23 protein-coding genes and 2 pseudogenes are annotated in these 23,767 nt (G+C 71.3%); 17 read left to right on the top strand and 8 right to left on the bottom strand.

What is annotated here, in order from left to right; translation table 11 throughout:
• Nucleotides 1–21: 21 nt before the first annotated feature.
• Both ABH941_RS05600 and ABH941_RS05595 read right to left on the bottom strand, forming a co-directional pair.
• Nucleotides 22–225, bottom strand: a complete 204-nt coding sequence (locus ABH941_RS05600) for a hypothetical protein (RefSeq protein WP_134010219.1) — start codon at nt 223–225, stop codon at nt 22–24.
• Between the two features lie 53 nt (nt 226–278).
• Nucleotides 279–620, bottom strand: a complete 342-nt coding sequence (locus ABH941_RS05595; RefSeq protein WP_370127456.1) for an Ig-like domain-containing protein — start codon at nt 618–620, stop codon at nt 279–281.
• 190 nt (nt 621–810) lie between these two features.
• Here ABH941_RS05595 and cobU point away from each other — a divergent pair.
• The 9 genes and pseudogenes from cobU to ABH941_RS05550 all read left to right on the top strand — a co-directional run.
• Nucleotides 811–1,359 (top strand): annotated as a pseudogene (cobU, locus tag ABH941_RS05590) (bifunctional adenosylcobinamide kinase/adenosylcobinamide-phosphate guanylyltransferase); the annotation flags it as partial.
• Nucleotides 1,360–1,385: 26 nt separating this feature from the next.
• Nucleotides 1,386–2,489, top strand: a complete 1,104-nt coding sequence (cobT, locus tag ABH941_RS05585) for a nicotinate-nucleotide--dimethylbenzimidazole phosphoribosyltransferase (RefSeq protein ID WP_370127455.1) — start codon at nt 1,386–1,388, stop codon at nt 2,487–2,489.
• Nucleotides 2,486–3,280 (top strand): adenosylcobinamide-GDP ribazoletransferase, encoded by a 795-nt coding sequence (locus tag ABH941_RS05580; RefSeq protein ID WP_370127454.1) that lies wholly within the window; start codon nt 2,486–2,488, stop codon nt 3,278–3,280. The genes cobT and ABH941_RS05580 overlap by 4 nt, the downstream gene beginning before the upstream one ends.
• 226 nt (nt 3,281–3,506) lie before the next feature.
• On the top strand, nt 3,507–5,018 hold the full coding sequence (locus tag ABH941_RS05575) for a leucyl aminopeptidase (protein WP_370127453.1): 1,512 nt from the start codon (nt 3,507–3,509) through the stop codon (nt 5,016–5,018).
• Nucleotides 5,019–5,275: 257 nt separating this feature from the next.
• Nucleotides 5,276–6,664: a dihydrolipoyl dehydrogenase gene (gene lpdA, locus ABH941_RS05570; protein WP_370127452.1), complete on the top strand. Its 1,389-nt coding sequence runs from the start codon at nt 5,276–5,278 to the stop codon at nt 6,662–6,664.
• A gap of 56 nt (nt 6,665–6,720) precedes the next feature.
• Nucleotides 6,721–8,469, top strand: a complete 1,749-nt coding sequence (gene sucB / locus ABH941_RS05565) for a 2-oxoglutarate dehydrogenase, E2 component, dihydrolipoamide succinyltransferase (RefSeq protein WP_370127451.1) — start codon at nt 6,721–6,723, stop codon at nt 8,467–8,469.
• A gap of 80 nt (nt 8,470–8,549) precedes the next feature.
• Nucleotides 8,550–9,068: a DUF4240 domain-containing protein gene (locus ABH941_RS05560; RefSeq protein ID WP_370127450.1), complete on the top strand. Its 519-nt coding sequence runs from the start codon at nt 8,550–8,552 to the stop codon at nt 9,066–9,068.
• 210 nt (nt 9,069–9,278) lie between these two features.
• Entirely contained in the window at nt 9,279–10,196 is a 918-nt protein-coding gene (locus ABH941_RS05555; RefSeq protein ID WP_370127449.1) for a TIGR01777 family oxidoreductase, read from the top strand.
• A 271-nt stretch (nt 10,197–10,467) separates the two neighbouring features.
• A complete protein-coding gene (locus ABH941_RS05550; RefSeq protein WP_370127748.1) occupies nt 10,468–11,754 on the top strand; it encodes an NAD(P)/FAD-dependent oxidoreductase in 1,287 nt (428 codons plus the stop codon).
• Nucleotides 11,755–11,871: 117 nt separating this feature from the next.
• On the opposite strand, the gene ABH941_RS05545 is transcribed toward ABH941_RS05550, so the two are convergent.
• From ABH941_RS05545 to ABH941_RS05535, 3 genes are all read right to left on the bottom strand, one after another.
• The gene (locus ABH941_RS05545) at nt 11,872–13,479 is read right to left on the bottom strand and encodes a regulator (protein WP_370127448.1); all 1,608 of its coding nucleotides are present in this window, start codon (nt 13,477–13,479) and stop codon (nt 11,872–11,874) included.
• Between the two features lie 352 nt (nt 13,480–13,831).
• Nucleotides 13,832–14,419 (bottom strand): TetR family transcriptional regulator, encoded by a 588-nt coding sequence (locus ABH941_RS05540; RefSeq protein WP_370127447.1) that lies wholly within the window; start codon nt 14,417–14,419, stop codon nt 13,832–13,834.
• Nucleotides 14,420–14,434: 15 nt separating this feature from the next.
• On the bottom strand, nt 14,435–15,436 hold the full coding sequence (locus ABH941_RS05535; protein ID WP_370127446.1) for an aldo/keto reductase: 1,002 nt from the start codon (nt 15,434–15,436) through the stop codon (nt 14,435–14,437).
• A gap of 148 nt (nt 15,437–15,584) precedes the next feature.
• Between ABH941_RS05535 and lipB the strand changes: the two genes are divergently transcribed.
• From lipB to ABH941_RS05515, 4 genes are all read left to right on the top strand, one after another.
• Nucleotides 15,585–16,436 (top strand): lipoyl(octanoyl) transferase LipB, encoded by an 852-nt coding sequence (gene lipB, locus ABH941_RS05530; RefSeq protein ID WP_370127445.1) that lies wholly within the window; start codon nt 15,585–15,587, stop codon nt 16,434–16,436.
• Between the two features lie 104 nt (nt 16,437–16,540).
• Nucleotides 16,541–17,491, top strand: a complete 951-nt coding sequence (gene lipA / locus ABH941_RS05525; protein ID WP_134010196.1) for a lipoyl synthase — start codon at nt 16,541–16,543, stop codon at nt 17,489–17,491.
• A gap of 176 nt (nt 17,492–17,667) precedes the next feature.
• Nucleotides 17,668–17,901, top strand: coding sequence for a hypothetical protein (locus ABH941_RS05520; protein ID WP_370127444.1), 234 nt, complete (start codon nt 17,668–17,670; stop codon nt 17,899–17,901).
• A 92-nt stretch (nt 17,902–17,993) separates the two neighbouring features.
• Nucleotides 17,994–18,686, top strand: a complete 693-nt coding sequence (locus ABH941_RS05515; RefSeq protein ID WP_134010192.1) for a DUF4191 domain-containing protein — start codon at nt 17,994–17,996, stop codon at nt 18,684–18,686.
• 135 nt (nt 18,687–18,821) lie between these two features.
• On the opposite strand, the gene ABH941_RS05510 is transcribed toward ABH941_RS05515, so the two are convergent.
• Nucleotides 18,822–19,292: an RDD family protein gene (locus ABH941_RS05510; RefSeq protein ID WP_370127443.1), complete on the bottom strand. Its 471-nt coding sequence runs from the start codon at nt 19,290–19,292 to the stop codon at nt 18,822–18,824.
• Between the two features lie 315 nt (nt 19,293–19,607).
• Here ABH941_RS05510 and glnA point away from each other — a divergent pair, with 315 nt between their 5' ends.
• Entirely contained in the window at nt 19,608–21,023 is a 1,416-nt protein-coding gene (gene glnA / locus ABH941_RS05505; protein WP_370127442.1) for a type I glutamate--ammonia ligase, read from the top strand.
• Between the two features lie 262 nt (nt 21,024–21,285).
• Here glnA and ABH941_RS05500 read toward each other — a convergent pair whose 3' ends face one another.
• A complete protein-coding gene (locus tag ABH941_RS05500) occupies nt 21,286–21,723 on the bottom strand; it encodes a type II toxin-antitoxin system VapC family toxin (RefSeq protein ID WP_370127441.1) in 438 nt (145 codons plus the stop codon).
• Nucleotides 21,720–21,992: a hypothetical protein gene (locus ABH941_RS05495; protein ID WP_370127440.1), complete on the bottom strand. Its 273-nt coding sequence runs from the start codon at nt 21,990–21,992 to the stop codon at nt 21,720–21,722. The genes ABH941_RS05500 and ABH941_RS05495 overlap by 4 nt, the downstream gene beginning before the upstream one ends.
• A 189-nt stretch (nt 21,993–22,181) precedes the next feature.
• Here ABH941_RS05495 and ABH941_RS05490 point away from each other — a divergent pair, with 189 nt between their 5' ends.
• The 3 genes and pseudogenes from ABH941_RS05490 to ABH941_RS05480 form a co-directional block, all read left to right on the top strand.
• Complete coding sequence (locus ABH941_RS05490; protein WP_370127439.1) at nt 22,182–23,318, top strand: Fic family protein; 1,137 nt, start codon at nt 22,182–22,184, stop codon at nt 23,316–23,318.
• 79 nt (nt 23,319–23,397) lie between these two features.
• A complete protein-coding gene (locus ABH941_RS05485; RefSeq protein ID WP_370127438.1) occupies nt 23,398–23,655 on the top strand; it encodes a type II toxin-antitoxin system Phd/YefM family antitoxin in 258 nt (85 codons plus the stop codon).
• Between the two features lie 9 nt (nt 23,656–23,664).
• Nucleotides 23,665–23,760, top strand: a pseudogene (locus ABH941_RS05480) (type II toxin-antitoxin system YoeB family toxin); the annotation flags it as partial.
• Nucleotides 23,761–23,767: the final 7 nt, after the last annotated feature.

The following is a 23,767-nucleotide window of genomic DNA, read 5'->3' as shown; positions in this document are numbered from 1 at the left end:
GTGCCGAAGCGGGCGGCCCGCTCAGGACGGGTGCAGGCTCATCGGCCCGTAGATCTTCTCGCCGTCCTCCAGCAGCACCGCCTGGTCGATCCCCTCGCCGAGCAGGTCCTTGTAGCTCTCCCCGATCCACGACTCGGCATCGCCCTGGGTGGGGAACTCCTCCGTGCCGTTGGCCGAGGCCGTCACCGAGCCGTCGGCCTTCTCAAAACGCCACGTCCACACCATGCTGGGGCTCCTTCCGCCGGGACTTCTCGTTCCTGCGCAGGTTACCCAGTCCGTCAGGCCGCGTAAGCCAGTGCCGGATCTCCGGCTTCGGGCTCAGCGACTTCAGGATCGCCATCCGGGGCCACCTGGACCGCGACGGTGACCCGGGAGCTGTGGCCGCGTTCATCGGTGAAGCGGTAGCCGAAGGAGTCGCGGCCGGCGAAGCCGGGGACGGAGGTGTAGACGGCGGTCCCGTCGTCACCGATGACGGCCCGCCCGTGCAGCGGCGCCGAGGTCGGCGCGACCAGTGCCCGCTCCGTCGGGAGGCTGCCGGTGTAGAGGTCGATCACGGTCGGCACCCCGGACACCGCGTCGGCGCGGTCCTGGGACGGCGAAGCGATCCTGCGGACATTCATGCTGATCCCCTTCCGAGGGGTGGGTCCGAAATACCAACATCGCAGCCGGTCGACACAACTCCAAATCCGGTGTTTACGCTGGTCACACCTGAAGTCCAGAGCAAGGGGCGGGTTTGTGCGGATCTACGCGGAACGTAAGCAGGACGGTCACCGCCGGGTCGGGATCGAGTTCGGCCCCGCCGCTCCCGCCCCGCAGCGCACCCTGGTCCTCGGCGGCGCGCGCTCCGGCAAGTCGGTCACGGCCGAGCGGATGCTGAGCGACCGTCAGGACGTGCTCTACGTCGCCACCGGAGGCCTGCGGGACGGGGACGCGGAGTGGGCGCAGCGGGTGGCGCTGCACCAGGAGCGGCGCCCCGCCTCCTGGAGTACCGCCGAGACCTGCGACCTGGAACCGCTGCTGACGGCGCGTCATCCCGCTCCGCTGCTGGTGGACTGCCTGTCGCTGTGGCTCACCGCCGCCATGGACGACTGCGACGCCTGGAACGACGCGGCCTGGGCGGCCGGCGGCGAGGCCGAACTGCGGTCCCGTACCGCCGGACTGGTCGCGGCCTGGCGCTGCTCACCGCGCCGGGTGGTCGCGGTCAGCAACGAGGTCGGCAGCGGGGTCGTCCCCGCCACCGCGTCCGGGCGGCGGTTCCGGGACGAGCTGGGACGGCTGAACGCCGCCGTCGCCGCCGCCTCCGACGAGGTCCTGCTGGTCGTCGCCGGTCGGGCGCTACGACTGGACCCTGCGTCCTGAGCCGTCGGAACGGTAACGTTCCGCCGGTGAGTACCTTCGACCTCGACGAGTTCTCCGCGCTGGTGGCGCGCCCCGACGACGAGTACCGGCAGGCGGCCGAGGAGCGCTACCGCGCGCTCGGCCTGCCCCGCGGCTCGCTGGGCACCCTGCAGGAGCTGGGCGGCTGGCTGGCCGCCGTACAGGCCGCGTGCCCGCCGGCCCCGGTGCGCCGGGCCAAGGCGGTGCTGTTCGCCGCCGACCACGGAGTGGCCGCGCTGGGCGTGTCCGCCCTGCCCGCCGGCAGCACCGCCCGCCGGTTGCGCGCGGTGCTGGACGGCACCGCGCCGGTCAGCCTGCTCGCCGAGCAGTTCGGAGCCCGGGTGCGGGTGGTGGACATGGCCGTCGACGCCCACCCGGAGGAGTTCCCCGCCGAGGTGGTCCGGCACCGGGTCCGCCGGGGCTCGGGCCGGATCGACATCGAGAACGCACTGACCCGGGAGCAGACCGAGGCCGCGTTCCGGGCCGGGATGGCCGTCGCCGACGAGGAGGCCGACGAGGGCACCGACCTGGTGCTGCTGGGCGACATCGGCGTCGGCTCCACCACGGTGGCCGCGGTCCTGGTCGGCGCGCTGTGCGGGACCGACGCCGCCGCCGTCACCGGGCGCGGGTCCGGCATCGACGACCGGGTGTGGATGGTGAAGTGCGCGGCGGTCCGCGACTCGCTGCGCCGGGCCCGTCCGGTCCTCGGCGACCAGCTCGACCTGCTGACGGCGACCGGCGGCGCGGACTTCGCCGCGATGACCGGCTTCCTGCTGCAGTCGGCGCTGCGGCGGACCCCGGTGGTGCTGGACGGCGTGGTGTCGGCGGCCTGTGCGCTGGTGGCGCAGCGGATCGCGTTCCGCGCGCCCGAGTGGTGGCGGGCCGGGCAGGCCACCGGGGAGCCGGCCCAGGCCAAAGCCTATGAGCGGATGAGCGTGGAGCCGCTGCTGGAGCAGCGGGTCGCGCTCGGCGAGGGCCTCGGCGCGCTGATGGCGCTGCCGGTGCTGCAGGCCGCCTCGGTGCTGCTGGCGGAACTCCCGCTCGCGCCGGTGGAACCCGCCGAGCCCACGGACCAGGACGAGGCAACGGACCAGGACGAGGCCGCGGTGTGACGGCCGGCCTGCGCTTCGCCTTCGGCACCCTCTCGGTGCTGCCGGTGCGGGTGCACCGCTGGGACCGGCCGACGGCGGGGCGGGCCATGCTGTGCGCGCCGCTGGTCGGCGTGGTGCTGGGAGGGCTGGCCGCGCTGCTCGGCGGCGGGCTGCAGCGGCTGCACGGCGGTCCGCTGCTCGCCGCCGTCGCCTGCGTGGCCGCCCTGGCCGCGCTCACCCGGGGCCTGCACCTGGACGGCCTCGCCGACGTCGCCGACGGCCTCGGCAGCAACAAGCCGGCCGCCGCCGCCCTGGCGATCATGAAAGCGTCGGACATCGGCCCCTTCGGCGTGCTGGTGCTGGTGCTGGTGCTGTTCACCCAAGTGGCCGCACTCGCCCAGGCGTTCACCGTCTCGGGCCGACTGGGGGCGTTCGGCGTGGTGCTGGCCTCCACCACCGGGCGGGCGGCCCTGCTCAGGGGCTGCCTGGAGGGCACCCCTTCGGCACGCCCCGACGGCCTGGGCGCGACCGTCGCCGGAACGGTGACACCGGCATTCGCCCTGCTCGCCGGGGCGGCCGTGATGACCGCGCTGGGCGTCGGCGGCTGGGCGGCGGGCGGCGCCGACGCGGCCGGGCTGCGGCTCGCGGTGGGCGCGCTGCTCGCCCTGGCCTGCGGACTCGCCTGTGCCGCACTGCTGTTGGCGCACTGCGTCCGCCGCTTCGGCGGCATCACCGGTGACGTCCTGGGTGCCATGGTGGAGACGGCGGCCACAGCCGCGCTGGTGGTCTGGAGCCTCTTCGCCGCAGCCTGACGCAGCACCGGAGGGGCAGTCTGAGATGCTGTCACCACAAGCCGGGGTGACTGACCTCGGCATGATGGGCACAACATTCCACCATGCGGACTACCATGCTGGACAGGCCGCTTGCGGTCTGGACAACCAGCAACCCCTCACCCTCGCCCTCCTCAGTAGTCCCGGACCATGGACCGCGTGCCATGGACCGTGTGCCGAGGACCGCATACAGAACAGGACGCATTACGTGACTTCAGTGTCTCTGAGCACCTCCGCGGCCAACGCGCTGCGCGCGGACGCCGTCGTCGTGGCCGTGGCCAAGGGTCCCAAGGGCCTCGTGCTGGCCCCGGGCGCCGAGACGGTCGACGAGGCGTTCGACGGCAAGCTGGCCGACGTTCTCGGCACCCTGGGCGCCACCGGCGCCGAGGGTGAGGCCGTGAAGCTCCCCGCCCCCGCCGGCGTCAAGGCCTCGCTGGTCCTGGTCGTGGGCCTGGGCGAGACCGCCGAGGACGGCGGTTTCGACGCCGAGGCGCTGCGCCGCGCCGCGGGCACCGCCGCCCGTACTCTGCACGGCTCCAAGAAGGCCGCCTTCGCGCTGCCCGTCGGCGACGCCGCCTCGGTCGAGGCCGTCGCCCTGGGAGCGCTCCTCGGCGCCTACGCCTTCACCGCCTTCCGCGGCGACGCGGCCAAGGCCGCCGGCAAGGCCCCGCTCGGCGAGATCGCCCTGGTCGGCGGCAAGCGCGCGGACAAGGCGGCCAAGGCCGCGGTCGAGCGCGCCACCGTGCTCGCCGAGGAGATGAACCGCACCCGCGACCTCATCAACACCCCTCCCAACGACCTGTTCCCCAAGTCCTTCGCCGACATCGTCACCGCCGCCGGCAAGGAGCACGGCCTCAAGGTCGAGGTTCTGGACGAGAAGGCGCTCGCCAAGGGCGGCTTCGGCGGCATCCTCGGCGTCGGCGTCGGCTCGGCCCGTCCGCCGCGCCTGGTCAAGGTCGCCTACACGCACCCCAAGGCCAAGCAGACCCTCGCCTTTGTCGGCAAGGGCATCACCTACGACTCCGGCGGCATCTCGCTCAAGCCTGCCGGCCACAACGAGACCATGAAGTGCGACATGTCCGGCGCCGCCGCCGTGTTCGCCGCGGTGGTCTCGGCCGCCCGTCTGGGCCTGCAGGTCAATGTCACCGGCTGGCTGGCGCTCGCCGAGAACATGCCCTCGGGCTCGGCGACCCGTCCGGGCGACGTGCTGAAGATGTACGGCGGCAAGACCGTCGAGGTCCTCAACACCGACGCCGAGGGCCGGCTGGTCCTCGCCGACGCGATCGTCCGCGCGGGCGAGGAGAAGCCGGACGCGATCGTGGACGTGGCGACCCTGACCGGCGCCATGGTGATGGCGCTGGGCGGCCGCACCTTCGGCATCATGGCCAATCAGGACGGCTTCCGCGACAAGGTGTTCGCCGCGGCGACCGCCGCGGGCGAGCAGTCCTGGCCGATGCCGCTGCCGGCCGAGCTGCGCAAGGGCATGGACTCGCCGACCGCCGACATCGCCAACATGGGCGAGCGGATGGGCGGCGGCCTGGTGGCCGGCCTGTTCCTGCAGGAGTTCGTCAGCGAGGGCACCGCCTGGGCGCACCTCGACATCGCGGGCCCCGCCTTCCACGAGGGCGCCCCGTACGGCTACACCCCCAAGGGCGGTACCGGCTCCGCGGTGCGCACCCTGGTCCAGCTCGCCGAGCAGGCCGCCGAGGGCGACCTGTAGGTCGCGTGACCCTCAGCACACCGTGACGCCGGAGCGTCCAGTTACGTTGACTCAGCGTCGACAGAACTGGACGCTCCGGCGTTCGCCATGAGCGCAACCACGTACGCGCCGCGTCCACAGGGCAACCCCGGACATCGAGCACAGGAAACAAGTGCGAAGATGTATTTCCGGCACGACTGGTCTCCCCACAAGGGAGTACCGCTCCCCGGCCGGCGACCGACCGGGACGATCCGCACCCTTTGCATGGAGGACGTGACGTGGCGAACGACGCCAGCACCGTTTTCGACGTAGTCATTCTCGGAGGCGGAAGCGGTGGATACGCCGCGGCGCTGCGGGCGGCCCAGCTTGGACTCCAGGTCGCCCTGATCGAGAAGAACAAGCTCGGTGGCACCTGCCTCCACCAGGGATGTATCCCCACCAAGGCGCTGCTGCACGCCGGTGAGGTCGCCGACCAGACCCGCGAGAGCGCGGGCTTCGGCGTGAAGGCCAGCTTCGAGGGCATCGACATCAACGGCGTCCACGCCTACAAGGACGGCGTCGTCAGCGGCCTCTACAAGGGCCTGCAGGGCCTGGTGGCCAGCCGCAAGATCACCTACGTGACCGGTGAGGGCCGCCTCTCCTCCCCCACCTCGGTGGACGTGAACGGCGAGCGCTACACCGGCCGCCACATCGTCCTGGCGACCGGCTCCGTGCCGAAGTCGCTGCCGGGCCTGGCCATCGACGGCAACCGGATCATCTCCTCGGACCACGCGCTCACCCTGGACCGCGTGCCGCAGTCGGTGATAGTGCTCGGCGGCGGCGTCATCGGCGTCGAGTTCGCGTCGGTCTGGAAGTCCTTCGGGGCCGAGGTCACCATCATCGAGGCGCTGCCGCACCTGGCTCCGCTGGAGGACGAGAACTCCTCCAAGCTGCTGGAGCGCGCCTTCCGCAAGCGCGGCATCAAGTTCGAGCTGGGCGCCCGCTTCGCCGGCGTCGAGTACACCGAGACGGGTGTCCGGGCCTCGCTGGAGAACGGCAAGCAGATCGAGGCCGAGCTGCTGCTCGTCGCCGTCGGCCGCGGCCCGGTCTCGCAGAACCTCGGCTACGAGGAGGCCGGAGTCGCCACGGACCGCGGCTACGTCCTCGTCGACGAGTACATGCGGACCAACGTCCCCACCATCTCCGCCGTCGGCGACCTGGTGCCGACCCTGCAGCTGGCGCACGTCGGCTTCGCCGAGGGCATCCTCGTCGCGGAGCGGCTGGCCGGCCTCAAGGTCGTCCCGATCGACTACGACGGTGTGCCGCGGGTGACCTACTGCAACCCCGAGGTCGCCTCCGTCGGCATCACCGAGGCCAAGGCCAAGGAGCTCTACGGCGACGACAAGGTCGTCACCGCCAAGTTCAACCTGGCCGGCAACGGCAAGAGCCGGATCCTCAAGACGGCCGGCGAGATCAAGCTGGTCCAGGTCAAGGACGGCGCCGTGGTCGGCGTCCACATGGTCGGCGAGCGCATGGGCGAGCAGGTCGGCGAAGCACAGCTGATCTACAACTGGGAGGCCCTGCCCTCCGAGGTCGCCCAGCTGATCCACGCGCACCCGACCCAGAACGAGGCTCTCGGCGAGGCGCACCTGGCGCTCGCCGGAAAGCCCCTGCACAATCACGACTGACCTCCCCGGTTACGCCGCCATCCATCCGCACGCACCAAGTAGGAGTACCTGAACTCATGGCAGTCTCAGTAACACTGCCCGCTCTCGGCGAGAGCGTGACCGAGGGCACCGTCACCCGCTGGCTCAAGGCCGAGGGTGAGCGCGTCGAGGCCGACGAGCCGCTGCTCGAGGTCTCCACCGACAAGGTCGACACCGAGATCCCGGCGCCCGCCTCCGGCATCCTGGCCTCGATCAAGGTCGGCGAGGACGAGACCGTCGAGGTCGGCGCCGAACTGGCGATCATCGACGACGGCACCGGCGCTCCCGCGCCCGCCCCCGCCGCTGTCGAGGCCCCCGCGGCTCCGGCGGCCCCGGCCCCGGTGGCCGCCGCTCCGGCGCCCGTCGCCGCGCCGGCCGCCCCCGTTGCCGCCCCGGCCGCCGTGGCCGGCACCCCGGTCCTGCTCCCCGCCCTGGGCGAGAGCGTGACCGAGGGCACCGTCACCCGCTGGCTCAAGGCCGAGGGCGACACCGTCGAGGCCGACGAGCCGCTGCTGGAGGTCTCCACCGACAAGGTCGACACCGAGATCCCGGCCCCGGTCTCCGGTGTCCTGCTGAAGATCTCCGTCGGCGAGGACGAGACCGTCGAGGTCGGCGCCGAACTGGCCGTCATCGGGGCTCCCGGCGCTGCCGCCCCCGCCCCGGCTGCTCCGGCCGCCCCGGCCCCGGTCGCCGCCCCAGCGCCGGCCCCGGTCGCTCCCCCGGCCCCCGTCGCCCCGCCCGCCCCGGTCGCTCCCCCGGCGCCGGTCGCGGCTGCCCCGGCGCCCGTCGCCGCCCCCGCGCCGGTCGTGGCCGCCCCGGTCGCTCCGGCGGCTCCCGCCGCGGCCCCGGCCGACGGCGGCGACGCCTACGTCACCCCGCTGGTCCGCAAGCTGGCCTCCGAGCAGGGCATCAGCCTCAGCTCGGTCCAGGGCACCGGCGTCGGCGGCCGGATCCGCAAGCAGGACGTGCTCGCCGCCGCGGAGGCCGCCCGTGCCGCAGCCGCTGCCGCGTCCGCCGCCCCGGCTGCGGCCAAGGCTCCGGCGACCGTCGCCGAGGCCTCCCCGCTGCGCGGTCAGACCGTCAAGATGACCCGCATGCGCAAGGTCATCGCCGACAACATGCTGAAGGCGCTGCAGACCACCGCGCAGCTCACCACGGTCGTCGAGGTCGACGTCACCAAGGTGATGCGCCTTCGCGCGCAGGCCAAGAACGGCTTCGCCGCCCGTGAGGGCGTCAAGCTCTCGCCGATGCCCTTCTTCGTGAAGGCCGCCGCCGAGGCGCTCAAGTCCAACCCGATCGTCAACTCGACCGTCAACGACGCCGAGGGCACGATCACCTACCACGCCGCCGAGCACGTGGGCATCGCGGTGGACACCGAGCGTGGCCTGATGGTCCCGGTCATCCACGACGCGGGCGACCTCAACATCGCCGGCATCGCCAAGAAGACCGCCGACCTGGCCGCCCGCACCCGGGACAACAAGGTCAAGCCGGACGAGCTGTCCGGCGGCACCTTCACCGTCACCAACACCGGCTCGCGCGGCGCCCTGTTCGACACCCCGATCTTCACGCCGCCGCAGGTCGCGATCCTGGGCATCGGCGCGACGGTCAAGCGCGCCGTGGTCGTCACCACGCCGGAGCTCGGCGAGACCATCGCCGTCCGCGACATGGTCTACCTGGCCCTGTCCTACGACCACCGCGTGGTCGACGGCGCCGACGCCGCCCGCTTCCTGGGTACCGTCAAGGCCCGCCTGGAGGAAGGCGCGTTCGAGGGCGACCTCGGGCTCTGACCCTTCGACGCCGCTGCCCCCGTCCCCGCTTCGGCGGACGGGGGCAGCGGCGTCTCCGGAGACCTGCGAGGATCAGGGCTATGGACGAGACGGACTTCTGGCAGTTGATCGACGAGACCCGTGAGGGAGCTCAGGGCGACCCGGTGGAGCACGCGGACCTGCTGGTCGAGCGGCTGGTGGAGCGCACGCCGGACGAGGTGATCGACTTCGCCAGGCTGTTCGAGGCCCGCATGGTGCGGGCCTGGCGCTGGGACGTGTGGGGAGCGGCGGATCTGCTGCTGGGAGGGGCGAGTGACGACGCCTTCGACTTCTTCTGCTGCTGGCTGATCGGCCAGGGCCGCGAGGTCTTCGAGGGCGCGCTCGCGGATCCGGACGAGCTGGCGGACCTGGTCCCCGACTTCGACGACGAGGAGGACGGCGACGCCGAGGAGCTCGGCGACGCCGCGGACCGGGCACACGAGCAGCTGACCGGGCTTCCGCTGCCCGACCTCGGGATCAGGTCCAAGTCGGGAAAGCCGACCGGACGGTCCTTCGACTTCGACGACGCCCGGATCATGGAGGAACGTTTCCCCCGGCTGTGGGACAGGTTCGGCGGGTAGCGGGGTTCTTTGGTGCGGCGTGCGCATGGTTGGTCGCGCGCGCAGTTGATCAGGCAGAGCCTCGCGCCCCTGAGGTTCTGCAACTGGCCCAGTTGCACCAGCTAGGGGCGCGGGGAACTGCGCGACCAGCCAACGACGGTCCGCACTCGCCGTCCGACATGGACCCTGCCCCTCCAGCACGTCACTACGACGCCCTGCCAGGATGGCTCCATGCGCATCGCCGTCACCGGCTCGACCGGCCTCATCGGGTCCGCACTCGTCCGCTCCCTGCTCGGCGACGGTCACCAGGTCGTCCGCCTGGTGCGCCGCACACCCGCCCCGCGGCCGGACGGCAGTACCGAGGTCCGCTGGAACCCCCGGCTGCGCGAGATCGACCGCGCCGCCCTGGGGAAGGGCGCCGACGGCGCGCCGCTGGACGCGGTGGTGCACCTGGCCGGGGCCGGGATCGCCGACCACCGCTGGACCGCGGCCTACAAGCGGGAGATCCACGAGAGCCGGCTGCTGGGGACCGGGACCATCGCCGAGGCCGTGGCCGGCCTGGAGCAGCCACCGAAGGTGCTGGTCAGCGGATCGGCGGTGGGCTACTACGGGCAGACCGGCGACCGGATCATCGACGAGACCGCACCCGCGGGCGGCGACTACCTGGCCCGGGTCTGCGTGGAGTGGGAACAGGCCACCGCCCCGGCCGAGGCGGCCGGCATCCGGGTGGCGCACGCCAGGACCGGCCTGGTGGTGTCCGGCGACGGCGGCGCCTGGGGAAGGCTGTTCCCGCTGTTCAGGTACGGCCTCGGCGGCCGGCTGGGCAACGGTCGGCAGTACTGGAGCTACATCTCCATGCACGACGAGGTGGCCGCCCTGCGCTTCCTGGTCGACACCGAGACACTGAGCGGCCCGTTCAATCTGTGCGCCCCGGATCCGGTGACCAACCGGGAGGTGACCGCCGCGATGGGCCGGGTGATGCACCGCCCGACCCTGGCCGCCGTTCCCGAGTTCGCGCTGAAGCTGGTGCTGGGCGAGATGGCGGTGGAGGTGGTGGGCAGCCACCGTACGGTCCCCGCCAGGCTGCTGGACGCGGGGTTCCGGTTCACCCACACGACCGTGGACCAGGCCGTCGAGGCGGCGCTCTGACCCGGACCTGACACGCCGTCCGCGCGGACGGCGTACAGGCGCACGACGGGGGCGCATGCCAAGGTTCCCGTAACCCTCCGCGCTCGCCTGCGCCCCTCGCCGTCCGCCTCGTCACCCGACGTGGCCGGATTGTCGCCCTCCGTTCACCACAGCCGAAACCAACGGTCTGATCAGCACCGTGACGGGGCATGAAGCGGGGACCGATCGGCGTCGGCCGACCGAGGCACACGGAGGGAGCCGCACCGTGCCCGCAACGCCTCTGCTGCACAGAATGTCCCGTCCGGTCGACGTGGTCGTGGTGGGAGCCGGACTCGCCGGGCTGGCCGCCGCGCGACAGCTCACCACCGCCGGGCTGACAGTGACCGTCCTGGAGTCCACGACCCGCACCGGCGGCCGGACTGCAGGTGACCACCACGACGGCTTCCGGCTCGACCACGGTTCGCACCTGCTCAACCCCTCGTTCCCGGAACTCGACCGCAGCCTCGACCTGCAGCGACTCGAACTGCGTCCGCTCAGCCCGGAGGTGCTGGTGCATCAGCGGGGACGGCGGCACCGGATCGGGACGGCCCCCCGTGCCCGCGGCGCGCTCACCTCCGTCCGCGCCCCCATCGGCGCCCCCTGGGACAAGGCCCGGCTCGGTGCGGCCCTCACCCGGCTCGCCGCGACCCCCACCGAACAGCTGCTGGGCCGTCCCGAGCGGACCGCCGCCGAGGCGCTGGCGCTGCGCGGGATCCCCGCCAGGACCGTCGACGGCTTCCTGCGCCCGCTACTGGCCGCGCTGCTCAGCGACCCGCACCTGGCCAGTAGCAGCAGGGTCGCGGACCTGGTGCTGCGCGGCTACGCCCGCGGCGGGCTGAGCCTCCCGGCCGGGGGCATCGGCGCCGTCCCCGCCCAGCTCGCCGAGGCGCTGTCGGCCGGGACGGTCCGGCTGGGCGTCCGGGTGACATCGGTCTCGGCGGACGGCGTCGACACCGAACGGCACGGCCGGGTGCCCTGCCGGGCCGTGGTGGTGGCGGCGGACTCCCGCTCGGCCGGCGAGCTGCTCCCCGGGCTGCACCAGCCCGGGCACCACCCGGTGACGACCTATTACCACGTCGCCGCGGACTCCCCGCTGGCCGCGCCGCAGTTGCTGCTGGACGCGGACCGGGGCAGTTCGCTGGTGGCCCACACCCTGGTGCTCAGCGAGGTGGACCGCTCCTACGCCCCCGGCGGCGGCGCGCTGATCTCCTCCACGGTGCTCGGCCGTCCGCACTTCGGGCCTGACGGCCCGGCGGCGCTGGAGCCGCAGGTCCGGCGGCGCCTGGGCCGGCTGTACGGGGTGGACCCGTCCGGCTGGGAGTTCCTGACGGTCCGACACGTCCCGGACGCCCTCCCCGCGATGGTGCCGCCGCACCACTTCAGGCGCCCGGTGCGGGTGCTCCACGGGCTCTACGTGTGCGGCGACCACCGCGACACCAGCACGGTGCAGGGCGCCCTCGCCTCAGGGCGGCGGGCGGCCACGGCGGTGCTGCGCGACTTGGGAGTGCCCTTCGCTGCCGGGGCTGAGCAGGCTGCATAGGGTGCGGGCTGTGCATGGTTGGCAGCGCAGTTCCCCGCGCCCCTAGCAATTGCAACTGAGCCAGTTGCAAGACCTCAGGGGCGCGAGGAACTGCGCTGCCAACCATGCACCCACCGGTCAGATCACGCCTGCCGCATGCGCCGCCTCCTCGAAGCTGCGGACGGCTGTGGTCCCCCGATAAGGCCCGAGCCTCCGGCTGAACTCGCGGACATACTCGACCGCCCGGAGCGACCGCATCTCCGCGGCCCCGCGAAGCGCCTCCGTGGCGCCTGTGCAGGCCTCGTCGACCTCGCCCATGCCCAGCCTCGCCGTGGCCAGCACGATGCGGCAGAAGACCCTGCTGCGGGCGTAGCCCACCCCCCGCAGCCGGAGCGACCGCTCCGCGTGCTGTGCGCACGGGCGCCACTGCTGCAGATCGCGGTAGCAGTGGCCGAACTCGTCGGCGAGCTGGGCCTCGTCGAAGAACCGCGCCCAGGGCGGCAGGTCGTCGCCGGGGCGCGCGGTCTGCAGCGCACGCTCGGCCCTGACCAGCGAGGTGGTGCAGGACCTGGCGTCGCCGATCACCCCGTGCCCCCGCGCCTCCGCGGCGTGCATCAGGGCCTGGACCGGGCTGGGCGCCGCGCTGCCGATGCCCTGCTGGGCCACCCTGGCCAGCTGTACGGCCTCCCGGCCGTGGCCGAGGTACACCGCCTGGCGGCTCATGGTGACCAGGATGTACGCGCCGTAGAGCCGGTCGTTGGCCGCCTGGGCGAGCCGCAGCGACTGCACGAAGTAGCGCTGGGCCAGGCCGTGCGCGCCGATGTCGTAGGAGGTCCACCCGGCCAGCCGGGTGAGGTCGGCGACGGCGCCGAACAGCGAACGGCCGATCGGCTCGCTGTAGCGGCCCCGCAGCATGGGCTCGGCCTCGCTCTCCAGGTAGCGGATCAGCGCCTGCCTGGCGTGGCCGCCGCCGTAGGCGTTGTCCAGCGAGCGGAACAGGTCGCCGACGGCGCGAACCGCGGCGACGTCCCCGCGGCCGACGCGCTGCAGGCCGCGCGGCACGTGGGCCGACGGCGCCGTGGCGGGCAGCGCCTCGCCGTGACCGATCCCGCCCGCGCCCGCGGCGCCGACCCCCAGCGCTCCGGGGGTGAGCGGGCGGCGGGTCTGCGCGGGGATGCCCGGGAGTCCGGGGCGCAGCCCCGGCCTCAGTGGCGGTGCGGCGATGCCCAGCTCCTGCGGGGTCTCCCGGGCGACCCGGTCGTCGGTGCGGCCGATCAGCCAGTCCCGGCTGGGGACGACCAGGCCCGCCGGTGTGAAGGCGATCCGTCGCAGCTCGGAGTGGGCGCCGGTGTCCTTGCGCCACATGCTGCTGACGATGTCCACGGCCTCGGCCGGGGTCTCGGCGAACTCCAGCCCCGCGTACACCGGCGCGCAGGCGTCCAGACCCAGGTCCTGGGCGCTCAGCCGGCGGCCGAGGCGGCGGGTGAACACCTCGGCGATCAGGGCGGGGGTGGCGCCGCGCGGCTGCTGGCCGCGCAGCCAGCGGGTGACCGAGGTCTTGTCGTAGCGCAGGTCCAGACCGTGCTCCAGACCGAGCTGGTCGACCCTGCGGGCCAGCCCGGCGTGGGAGAAGCCGGCCTCCTCGATCAGCGCGGCCAGCCGCGCGTTCTGCGACCGGTCGGCCTGGGAGCGGGCCTCCGGCGGCGACGCCTGGTGCGGGACGGGACGGGACGGACCAGGGCTCATGGGTGGCTCCAAAGCCCGGGGCGGGCTGATCCGGTGGTCGACCGACCGAGGGTGGTCCTGGACCGCGTTGCGGTCCGGACGCGGCTCGGTCGACGGCCGCTCGGTTACTGGCCGTTGGGGCATAGGGCACTCACCTTCCGGGGGCTCTCGGCGGCACCGGGGTGCGCTCCCCGGAACGCCCCGCGAGCTCCCTACGGGAACGGCGTGAATGTAGCGAGCATTTGACCCGTATGGCCGAATACGTCTTCACGTTCGTCCGATCGAGTGACAAGAGCCCCTCGTTGAGGCGACAAGGGCAACGGCCGTGACAACGTCACCCCGCCCCCGCTGCTGAGGCGGCGTCAGCTGCCTGTCAGCGGGCCGCGAGCCCCCGCAGCAGCAGGCCGACCAGAGCGGCGAAGTCGCGGTCCGCGGTCGGGGCGGACCAGACGGCTGCGTAGACCGGGTCGTGGAACCGGCCCGTGGCCTGGAACACGATCTGAGCCAGGGTCAGCGGGTCGCCGTCGCGGGCGAAGATCCCGTCGTCCTGGCCCTCCGCGATGATCACGGCGAGCTGCGCCTCCAGCGCCCTGATGTGCTCGTCGAGCACGCCGCTGCTCTCCACGGCCAGCACCGAGTAGGTGGCGAACAGCTCCGGGTCGTCCAGGGCCTTGGTCTTCTTGGCCCGGTACAGCGCCTCCAGCCAGAGCCGGAGCCGGCGGTCGGGGGACTGGGACCCGGTGGCGATCGCGGGCAGCGCCGCATGGGCGCGGTCCAGCCAGCGCCGGGTCACCGCCGCGCGCAGCGCCGCCTTGCTGGGGAAGTGGCGGTAGACCGTGCCATGGCTCACCCCGAGGACCCGGGCCACATCCACCACCGTGGCCTTGGCGGGCCCGAAGCGGCGCAGCACGTCCTCCGCCGCCTCGACGATCTGCTCGCTGGTGAGCGCTGTTTCCGCCATCGCTGATCGTCGGCCCTACTTCTCGCTGTCCAGGTGTGCCATCTGGGCAGCAATGTACCGGTCGCCCACGGCGGCACCGGCCGGGACCGCGGCCTCGATCGCGGCCAGGTCGTCGGCCGCCAGCTTGAGGTCGAGCGCGCCCAGCGCCTCGCTGAGCCGCTCCCGGCGGCGGGCGCCGACCAGCGGCACGATGGACTCGCCCTGGGCCAGCACCCAGGCGATGGCGGTCTGGGCGACCGTGGCGCCCTTGGCCTCGGCTACCGCTCGCAGGGCCTCGACCAGCCGCAGGTTGGTCTCCACGTTGCCGGCCGCGAAGCGGGGGCTGATGCCGCGGAAGTCGCCCGGGGCCGTGGCCCGGTCGGCGCGCCAGTGGCCGCTGATCAGGCCGCGGGAGAGCACGCCGTAGGCGGTGATGCCGATGCCCAGCTCGCGGGCGGTGGGCAGGATCTCGGCCTCGATGCCGCGGGAGATCAGCGAGTACTCGATCTGCAGGTCGGCGATCGGGTGCACGGCGTGGGCGCGGCGCAGGGTCTCGGCGCCGACCTCGGACAGCCCGATGTGGCGGACGTGCCCGGCCTGGATCTGCTCGGCGATGGCGCCGACGGTCTCCTCGATCGGGACGTCGGGGTCCAGCCGGGCCGGGCGGTAGATGTCGACGTGGTCGGTGCCCAGCCGGCCCAGCGAGTAGGCGAGGAAGTTCTTGACGGCCTGCGGGCGGGCGTCGTTGCCCAGCCAGCCGCCGTCGGCGTCGCGCAGAGCGCCGAACTTCACGCTGATCTGCACCTCGTCGCGGCCGCGGCCGCTGCTGCGCAGGGCGTCGCGGATCAGCAGTTCGTTGTGGCCCATGCCGTAGAAGTCGCCGGTGTCGATGAGCGTGACGCCGGCGTCCATGGCTGCATGGATGGTGGCGATCGACTCGGTCTCGTCGGCGGGACCGTACATGCCGGACATGCCCATGGCGCCCAGGCCGATGGCGGAGACGCGGGGGCCGGAGCTGCCGAGCTGACGGAGGTCCATGAGGGTCTGTCCTTTCGGGGTCTTCAACCTGCTGATGACAACTATGCACAAGGGGATGACAGATTTCAATATCTGTCATCCCATCGACGGAAGCCGACAGTCGTAGAGTGGCCAGGAGCAGAAGACGGACGGAAGAGGGGCGGCTGCGGTGGGCGACGGTCTGCGCTTTGTACACCTGGGCATCGGCGAGCGGGCGGTCCCGTACGAGGAGGCCCTGGCCGAGCAGCAGCGGCTGCACGCCCTGCGGGTCGCCGACGAGATCCCGGACACCGTCCTGCTGCTGGAGCACCAGCCCGTCTACACCGCGGGCCGCCGCACCCGCCGCGAGGACTACCCGCTGGACGGCACCCCGGTCGTCGAGGTGACCCGGGGCGGCGAGATCACCTGGCACGGCCCGGGCCAGCTGATCGGCTACCCGATCGTGAAGCTGCCCGAGCCGATGGACGTGGTCGCCTATGTGCGCCGCCTGGAGGAGGCCCTGATCCGGGCCTGCGCCGACTTCGGCGTGGCGACCACCAGGATCGAGGGCCGCAGCGGCGTCTGGGTGCTGGGCGAGGAACTGCCCGGCGCGGTGGTCGACCAGGACAAGGTGGTGAACATCGGCGCGCTGACCCTGCGGATGGGCGCCAAGCTCGGCCTGGACCCGCGACTGGCGGGTCCCGAGTACGCCGCGTCCAACGCCGGTCAGCGCGGCGACGACCGCAAGCTGACCGCCATCGGCGTCCGCGTCGCCCGGGGGGTGACCATGCACGGCTTCGCCCTGAACTGCGACCCGGACATGGCCTGGTTCGACCAGATCATCCCCTGCGGCATCCGCGACGCCGGGGTGGGCTCGCTCAGCACCGAGCTGGGCCGGGACGTCACCGTCGCCGAGGCGCTGCCCGCGGTGCGGCGGCATCTGGCCGAGGTCCTCGGCGAAGCGGCAGCGTCGGGCGGGAATCAGGCGAGTGCGAGTCGGGCGGACGGGAATCAGCTGCCGTCCGCCGCTGTTGACGTCTGAAGGTTGCCCAGGGGGCCGACCGACCCATGGAATCGCAGGCGTACCCTGGGGGGACCGCCTGGCAGTCAGAGCTTGCACCACATCAACATCTAGGGAGCCGCTACGTGTCCGCTGTCGCACCCGACGGTCGGAAGATGCTGCGTCTGGAGGTCCGCAACAGCGAGACCCCGATCGAGCGGAAGCCGGAGTGGATCAAGACCCGGGCGAAGATGGGGCCCGAGTACACGGCTCTCCAGTCGCTGGTGAAGAAGGAGGGGCTGCACACGGTCTGTCAGGAGGCCGGCTGTCCCAACATCTTCGAGTGCTGGGAGGACCGCGAGGCGACCTTCCTCATCGGCGGCGACCAGTGCACCAGGCGCTGCGACTTCTGCCAGATCGACACCGGCAAGCCGGCCGACTTCGACCGTGACGAGCCGCGCCGCGTCGCCGAGTCCGTGCTCACCATGGACCTCAACTACGCCACCATCACCGGCGTCGCCCGCGACGACCTGGAGGACGGCGGCGCCTGGCTGTACGCCGAGACGGTGCGCCAGATCCACGCGGTGACCGCCGACCGGCCCACCGGGACGACCGGGGTCGAGCTGCTGATCCCCGACTTCAACGCCGTTCCCGAGCAGCTGGCCGAGGTCTTCTCGTCCCGCCCGCAGGTGCTGGCGCACAACGTCGAGACGGTGCCCCGGATCTTCAAGCGGATCCGCCCCGGCTTCCGCTACGAGCGCTCGCTCAAGGTCATCACCGAGGCCCGCGCGGTCGGCCTGGTCACCAAGTCCAATCTGATCCTGGGCATGGGCGAGACCCGCGAGGAGGTCAGCGAGGCCCTGCGGGACCTGCACGAGGCCGGCTGCGAGCTGATCACCATCACCCAGTACCTGCGCCCCTCCCCCAGGCACCACCCCGTGGAGCGCTGGGTCAAGCCGCAGGAGTTCGTGGAGCTGCAGCAGGAGGCCGAGGAGATCGGCTTCGCCGGCGTCATGTCGGGCCCGCTGGTCCGGTCCTCCTACCGCGCCGGACGGCTGTACCGCCAGGCCCTTGAACGTCGCGGGGCCACCGTCTGAACAGAACGCCCGAAACCCGCCAGAGGGTTTCATGCATGTTTGACCCGGGGGTCACCGCGCGGTAACACGGTGTGGTGACGATGGGGGTGGTAGTCGCAGCGACAGCGCAACACGATCGCGGCGCCACCCCGAAGCGCTTGATCCGGACAGCACGACCACGAGGGGAGTGGTTCAGGATGCAGTCGACGAAACCCGTACGACCCGGTGCGGGGCAGCCCGTCACCGGCCACATCAGTACGAGTCTGAGCGGCGGCCTGCTCGGAGGCGCCCTGCGGATGGCGGAGTCCGTCCTGCTCCGTGGCGGGCAGCAGACAGCCCGGCGGAACGCCTGGGACGCGGTCTGCGAGAACCGCCGCTACGCCCAGGACCGCGAGGACGTCCGCCGGGTGCTGGTCCACTCGGCCCGCTGACGCCCCGCCAACTGCCGCAACGAGATCAACCCGATACGGTTTCCGACCCCCGGGCTTGGGTAACCGGATCAGTCGCACCGTACGATGGCCGCATGGCGAGGCAGGAAACCACCGACGAAAACCCCGGACGGCTGAAGCAGATCCGTCTGGCGTACACCATGACCAAGCGGGTCGACCCGAAGATCGGTCTCATCATCGCCGGTATCGGGCTCGGCACCTTCGCGGTGCTCCTGGTTATCGGCCTGTTGATCGGACACCCGATCTATCTGGGCGTGCTGGGCCTCTTCGCGGGGCTGCTGGCCGCTGTCGTGGTCTTCGGCCGCAGGGCCGAGAAGGCCGCCTTCGGGCAGATGGACGGGCAGCCCGGTGCGGCCGCCGCCGTCCTGAACAACATCAAGCGCGGCTGGACGGTCACCCCGGTGGTCGCGGCCACGCGCCAGCAGGACGCCGTGCACCGCGCGGTGGGCCGCCCCGGCATCGTGCTGGTGGGCGAGGGCAACGTCAACCGGCTGCGCCCGATGATGGCCGCCGAGAAGCGCAGGATGAGCCGGGTCGTCGGCGACGTCCCGGTGATCGACATCATCGTCGGCGACGACGAGGGCCAGATCCCGCTGAAGAAGCTCCAGCTGCACCTGACCCGGATGTCCCGGACGCTCCCCGCGTCCCAGGTCACCCAGATCAACGACCGGCTGCGGGCCATGGGCGACCTGATGACCAACGCGCCGATCCCCAAGGGCCCGCTGCCCAAGGGCGCGCGGATGCCCAAGGGCGGCCGTCCGCGCTGACCGTCCCGTCCCGGAGCGGTCCGCCGACCACGACGAGAACCACCGGACACAGACCACCAGATGCAGAACGGCCCCGGCCGCACCTCCTCACTCCGAGGGGCGCTGCCGGGGCCGCCATCATCTAAAGGCCAGGGACTACATCCGGACCTCTACGGTGCCGACGGCCCGGTCGTGCATCCCCCGGCCGTCGCGGTCCCAGACCACCGCGGGGATCACCAGCAGCAGCAGGAAGGTGCGCAGCGCCACCTGGCCCAGCGAGGCCCTGCCGCCGTCCACCCTGACCACGCGCAGGCCGAGCAGCCGCTTGCCGGGGCTGCTGCCGATCGTGCCGACGGTGAGCAGGCTCATCACAAAGAACACGAACATCGCCCAGTAGTTGGCGAGCACCGTGTTGCCGTGCGCGACGAGCCCGTAGGAGATGAGCGCGCACAGCCACCAGTCGATGACGACCGCGGCGAGGCGGCGCCCGGTCGAGGCGAGCGAGCCCGTGCCCTGCTCGGGCAGCCCCAACCGCCGGCCGCGGTACTCCCCCGCGGCGTCCACCGGCGAGCCGCCGACCTGAGGGCCCTCGATCCACGATCCGATGACTTTTCTGCTGTCGTCCACAACGCCACAGTATCCGCCCGACGTCGACCCGATTGCGCCCGGGTGCCGGTTTCCGCACATGCCTCCCAAGTGGTCTAGTCCACTCTCCAACGAGTGAACCCCCGATCGAAGCGCCACACCGGGTAAGCCCAGGAACCACAAGGGTTTTCCGCTCGTTGACCTGCTGCGGTTAACATCTACGAAACATACGGGTCACAAGCGAGAAACGGCCTGTTCCTATCGTGGCCACACCGGTACCGCCGGCGGGACCGGCGGGGCCGGCTGTGACGCCAACCGAGCTGCAACCCTGGCGACTGCCGGGCCCGAGGAGGATGGATGTTCAACAACGCCGACGAGGTGTCCCGCTACATCTCGGAGAACGACGTCAAGTTCATCGACGTCAGGTTCTGTGATCTTCCGGGCGTGATGCAGCACTTCACCGTTCCGGCCGGGTCGTTCGATCCCGCCGAGACACTGATGTTCGACGGCTCGTCGATCCGCGGCTTCCAGGCGATCCACGAGTCCGACATGGCCCTGATCCCGGACCTGGGCACGGCTCGGCTGGACGCCTTCCGCAAGGACACCACCCTCAACATCAACTTCTTCATCCACGACCCGATCACCGGCGAGCAGTACAGCCGCGACCCGCGCAACGTGGCCAAGAAGGCCGAGGCCTACCTCGCGTCCTCCGGCATCGCCGACACCGCCTACTTCGGCCCCGAGGCGGAGTTCTACGTCTTCGACGACGTCCGCTTCGAGACCAAGCAGAACAGGTCCTTCTACGAGATCGACTCCGTGGCCGGCGCCTGGAACACCGGTCGCGTCGAGGAGGGCGGCAACCGCGGCTACAAGGTCCGCTACAAGGGCGGCTACTTCCCGGCCCCGCCGGTGGACCACTTCGCCGACCTGCGCGCCGAGATGTCGCTGGAGCTGGAGGCCTCCGGGCTGACCGTCGAGCGGCAGCACCACGAGGTCGGCACGGCCGGACAGGCCGAGATCAACTACAAGTTCAACACCCTGCTGGCCGCGGCCGACGACCTGATGCTGTTCAAGTACATCATCAAGAACGTCGCCTGGCGGAACGGCAAGACCGCGACCTTCATGCCCAAGCCGATCTTCGGCGACAACGGCTCCGGCATGCACTGCCACCAGTCGCTGTGGAGCGACGGCTCCCCGCTGTTCTACGACGAGCAGGGCTACGCCGGCCTCTCCGACATGGCCCGCTACTACATCGGCGGCCTGCTCAAGCACGCCCCGTCGCTGCTGGCCTTCACCAACCCGACGGTGAACTCCTACCACCGCCTGGTCCCCGGCTTCGAGGCCCCGGTCAACCTGGTCTACTCGCAGCGCAACCGCTCCGCGGCGATCCGCATCCCGATCACCGGCGCCAACGCCAAGGCCAAGCGCATCGAGTTCCGCGCGCCCGACCCGTCCTCCAACCCGTACCTCGCCTTCTCGGCGATGCTGATGGCGGGCCTGGACGGCATCAAGAACAAGGTCGAGCCGCTGGAGCCGGTCGACAAGGACCTCTACGAGCTCGCCCCCGACGAGCACGCCTCGGTCCCCCAGGTCCCCGCCACCCTCCCCGCCGTCCTCACGGCCCTCGAAGCCGACCACGACTACCTCCTCGCCGGCGGCGTCTTCACCCCCGACCTGATCGAGACCTGGATCGACTACAAGCGCACCAACGAGATCCTCCCGGTCTCGCTGCGCCCGCACCCGCACGAGTTCGAGCTCTACTTCGACATCTAGGCACCGCGTTTGACCTGCGGAAACATCGCCCTACGGCTTGACGCTCGCGCAGGCCAAGGAGTGTCTGACCTGGGAAGTCGCGCTTCTGGGCCCCTACTCTCCGTTACTGAGAGTAGGGGCCCGCGCTTTCGCACCCGCAACGAACTCGCTCCCCGCGGCCTGCCTGGGACCCGGGGCGTCTCCGTACGTCAGAACGCCACAGCCGACCCTGGCAGTCCACTGCCATGACGGACGGCGGCCTGAACCAACACCTGCGCGGCCGTCAGACCGGCAGGATCTTGACCTTCGAAGAACTGCCTGTTCGCTCCGCGCCAGATCGGTCGAGTCGATCGCCGAGCAGAGTGGAGATGTCGTCCACGTCCGAGGTCAGAACGGTTACCGGCTTGTCGGCTGCGGCAAGGGCCGTGGCGACCACCATGGCGTCGATGGCGTACTTGTGCCCGTGCCGCCCAGCACTCTTCAACACATTCGACGCAGCCCTGGCCAGATCCTGGCCGAGCGGGACGACTGCCAGCCGGGACAGGGTCCAGTCCAGCCGCGCGGGATGCACCGCAGCGTAGTCGGCCTCAACGATGGTGGCCGCGGCGATCACGACCCGGACGTCGTCCTGGAGGGCCACCGCCAGGCGCGCGGTCATCTTCCGATCGGCACGCAGGTAGAGCGAGAGGGCTTCGCTGTCGAGCGCCCAGGTCCCGCTCACGCGACCTCGCCGCGCGCCGTCGCCCTGTAGATCTCCTCGCGAGCCGCCTGGATCTCCTGCGATGTGAGCGGCCCGTGGATCTCCTCGTTGGCCTGGATCATCGCCTGGAGATTGTCGCGCTCTATCTGCCGGCGCACGGCAGCCTCGACGTACGGGGATACCCCGCGCTTGCCCACGCGGTCGCGAACCGAGGTGATGACACTGGCGTGGAAAGAGACCGACACGGACACGGTCGGGTCCTGCTCGGGGGTGAGTGCACTGTCATCCATGACACCAGTCTAACAAAACTTTTGCCAGAGCCGATTGGATCCACACCCATCCTCGCGAGCCGACTGGGCACTGCGGACCGCGCCCAGGGACGAACCCGATGGGGGCACGTCAGTCTGAACTGCAGTGACGGTGGTCGCAGAGGTCCCTGGAGTCTTGACGCAATGACTGTGTCAACATATTATTCTTGAATGCTCTACCCGACCCCCGCCCTCAGCCCCGTCGATGAACACGTACTCGGCGAGGTCGACCACATGCGGGAGGCGTTGCGGCTCCAGGTGCGCACAGCGCCGTCAAAATGGACTGCCGGGCTGCGGAAGTTCCTGACCGCGGATGCCGTCGCGGCCTCGAACTCCATCGAGGGGTTCAAGGTGTCCACGGTCGACGTCGAAGATCTGATGGACGGCGAGCGCGACGTCGAGGTCTCGGAGGAGAACCGCGAGGAGACCCTTGCCTACCAGCGGATGATGACGTACATCCAGACCCTCCACGACGCCGGAGACTTCAACTACAGCAAGGGCCTGCTCAACGCACTGCACTGGATACTGCAGGGCCACCGTCACACGGTGCGCAAACCGGCAGGGCAGTGGCGTCGCGGCCCGGTCTACGTCACCGACGCGCGCGACCCCAGCATCGCGGCCTACACCGCCCCGGACGCCGAAGGCGTTCCCGCACTGGTGCAGGAACTCGTCGACTGGCTCAACGCCGACGACGGGACCCACCTACTGGTGCGAGCCGCCATGGCACACCTGCACCTCGTCTCCATCCACCCCTGGGCGGACGGGAACGGCCGGATATCGCGTTCGCTGCAGACGCTCATGATCGCCCGCGAAGGCGTCCTGGCACCGGAGTTCTCCTCCATCGAGGCCTGGCTGGGCCGCCCTGGCAACATCTGGGAGTACTACCGCGAACTCGCCGACCGAGGGCCGGAGTACGTCCCCGACCAGGACGTCTCCAGCTGGATCCGCTTCAACCTGACCGCCTACCACCAGCAGGCCCAGACCGTCCAAGGCCGACTCGACCGCTCCGGACGGGTATGGGAATCACTGGCCTACTTCGCTGAGAACAACCGCCTGGACGAGCGTGCAGTGACCGCCCTGCACGACGTGGCCATGGCCGGCCGCGTCCGCCGCTCACGCTACGAGCGCGCCGAAGGCCTGAGCCTGCAGCAGGCACAACGCGACCTGCGCGACCTCGTCACCGCGCAGATCCTCGAACCGGTCGGCCGGACCCGTGCCCGTTACTACACGGCAGGCCCCCGCTTCCCCCGGCCCGCCCTGGACATCGCGCGCACCCCGATGACCCTCAGGAATCCCTACGCCAACTGATCAGCACTCAGCATGAACCATCGCGGTCACTCTGCTGAAATCGACGTACGGCTCTTTGTATGTCGAGGAAGGGGCAGCCATGAAGATAATGACGTATTCCGAGTCACGCGCGCGGTATGCCGAGGTTCTCAACTCCGTGATTGACGACCGCGAAGAGGTCGTCATCACCCGAGCCGGAAACGATCCCGTCGTCATAGTCTCCCTGGCGGACTACGAGTCCCTCAAAGAGACGGCCCACCTCCTGCGAAACCCCGCGAACGCCCGCCGACTGCTCGCTTCCATCGACGAGTTGGAGAACGGCGGAGGCGCGGTGCGTGAGCTGGCGACCGACGGGTGAAGATCACCTTACTGGTCGCGCCGCATCAGCGACGAGCACCGACTGATCTACAAGGTCACTGAGGACTCCGTACTCATCGCGCAGTGCCGCTACCACTACGAGTGACGACGGA

The sequence above is a fragment of the Streptacidiphilus sp. EB103A genome, from assembly GCF_041261405.1.
In the GTDB taxonomy this organism is placed as follows: domain Bacteria; phylum Actinomycetota; class Actinomycetes; order Streptomycetales; family Streptomycetaceae; genus Streptacidiphilus.
Note: the sequence above shows the minus strand (reverse complement) of the source record. Positions and strands in the feature narration are given on the sequence as shown.

Bases quoted from the DNA above. Each gene is read 5' to 3' on its own strand.
- ABH941_RS05600 (WP_134010219.1), bottom strand. From the start codon at position 225: ATGGTGTGGACGTGGCGTTTTGAGAAGGCCGACGGCTCGGTGACGGCC.
- ABH941_RS05535 (WP_370127446.1), bottom strand. From the start codon at position 15,436: ATGGACCTCCGTCAGCTCGGCAGCTCCGGCCCCCGCGTCTCCGCCATC.
- ABH941_RS05540 (WP_370127447.1), bottom strand. From the start codon at position 14,419: ATGGCGGAAACAGCGCTCACCAGCGAGCAGATCGTCGAGGCGGCGGAG.
- ABH941_RS05595 (WP_370127456.1), bottom strand. From the start codon at position 620: ATGAATGTCCGCAGGATCGCTTCGCCGTCCCAGGACCGCGCCGACGCG.
- ABH941_RS05550 (WP_370127748.1), top strand. From the start codon at position 10,468: ATGTCCCGTCCGGTCGACGTGGTCGTGGTGGGAGCCGGACTCGCCGGG.
- ABH941_RS05555 (WP_370127449.1), top strand. From the start codon at position 9,279: ATGCGCATCGCCGTCACCGGCTCGACCGGCCTCATCGGGTCCGCACTC.
- ABH941_RS05495 (WP_370127440.1), bottom strand. From the start codon at position 21,992: ATGGATGACAGTGCACTCACCCCCGAGCAGGACCCGACCGTGTCCGTG.
- ABH941_RS05560 (WP_370127450.1), top strand. From the start codon at position 8,550: ATGGACGAGACGGACTTCTGGCAGTTGATCGACGAGACCCGTGAGGGA.
- ABH941_RS05490 (WP_370127439.1), top strand. From the start codon at position 22,182: ATGCTCTACCCGACCCCCGCCCTCAGCCCCGTCGATGAACACGTACTC.
- sucB (WP_370127451.1), top strand. From the start codon at position 6,721: ATGGCAGTCTCAGTAACACTGCCCGCTCTCGGCGAGAGCGTGACCGAG.
- ABH941_RS05515 (WP_134010192.1), top strand. From the start codon at position 17,994: ATGGCGAGGCAGGAAACCACCGACGAAAACCCCGGACGGCTGAAGCAG.
- ABH941_RS05545 (WP_370127448.1), bottom strand. From the start codon at position 13,479: ATGAGCCCTGGTCCGTCCCGTCCCGTCCCGCACCAGGCGTCGCCGCCG.
- ABH941_RS05520 (WP_370127444.1), top strand. From the start codon at position 17,668: ATGCAGTCGACGAAACCCGTACGACCCGGTGCGGGGCAGCCCGTCACC.
- glnA (WP_370127442.1), top strand. From the start codon at position 19,608: ATGTTCAACAACGCCGACGAGGTGTCCCGCTACATCTCGGAGAACGAC.
- ABH941_RS05485 (WP_370127438.1), top strand. From the start codon at position 23,398: ATGAAGATAATGACGTATTCCGAGTCACGCGCGCGGTATGCCGAGGTT.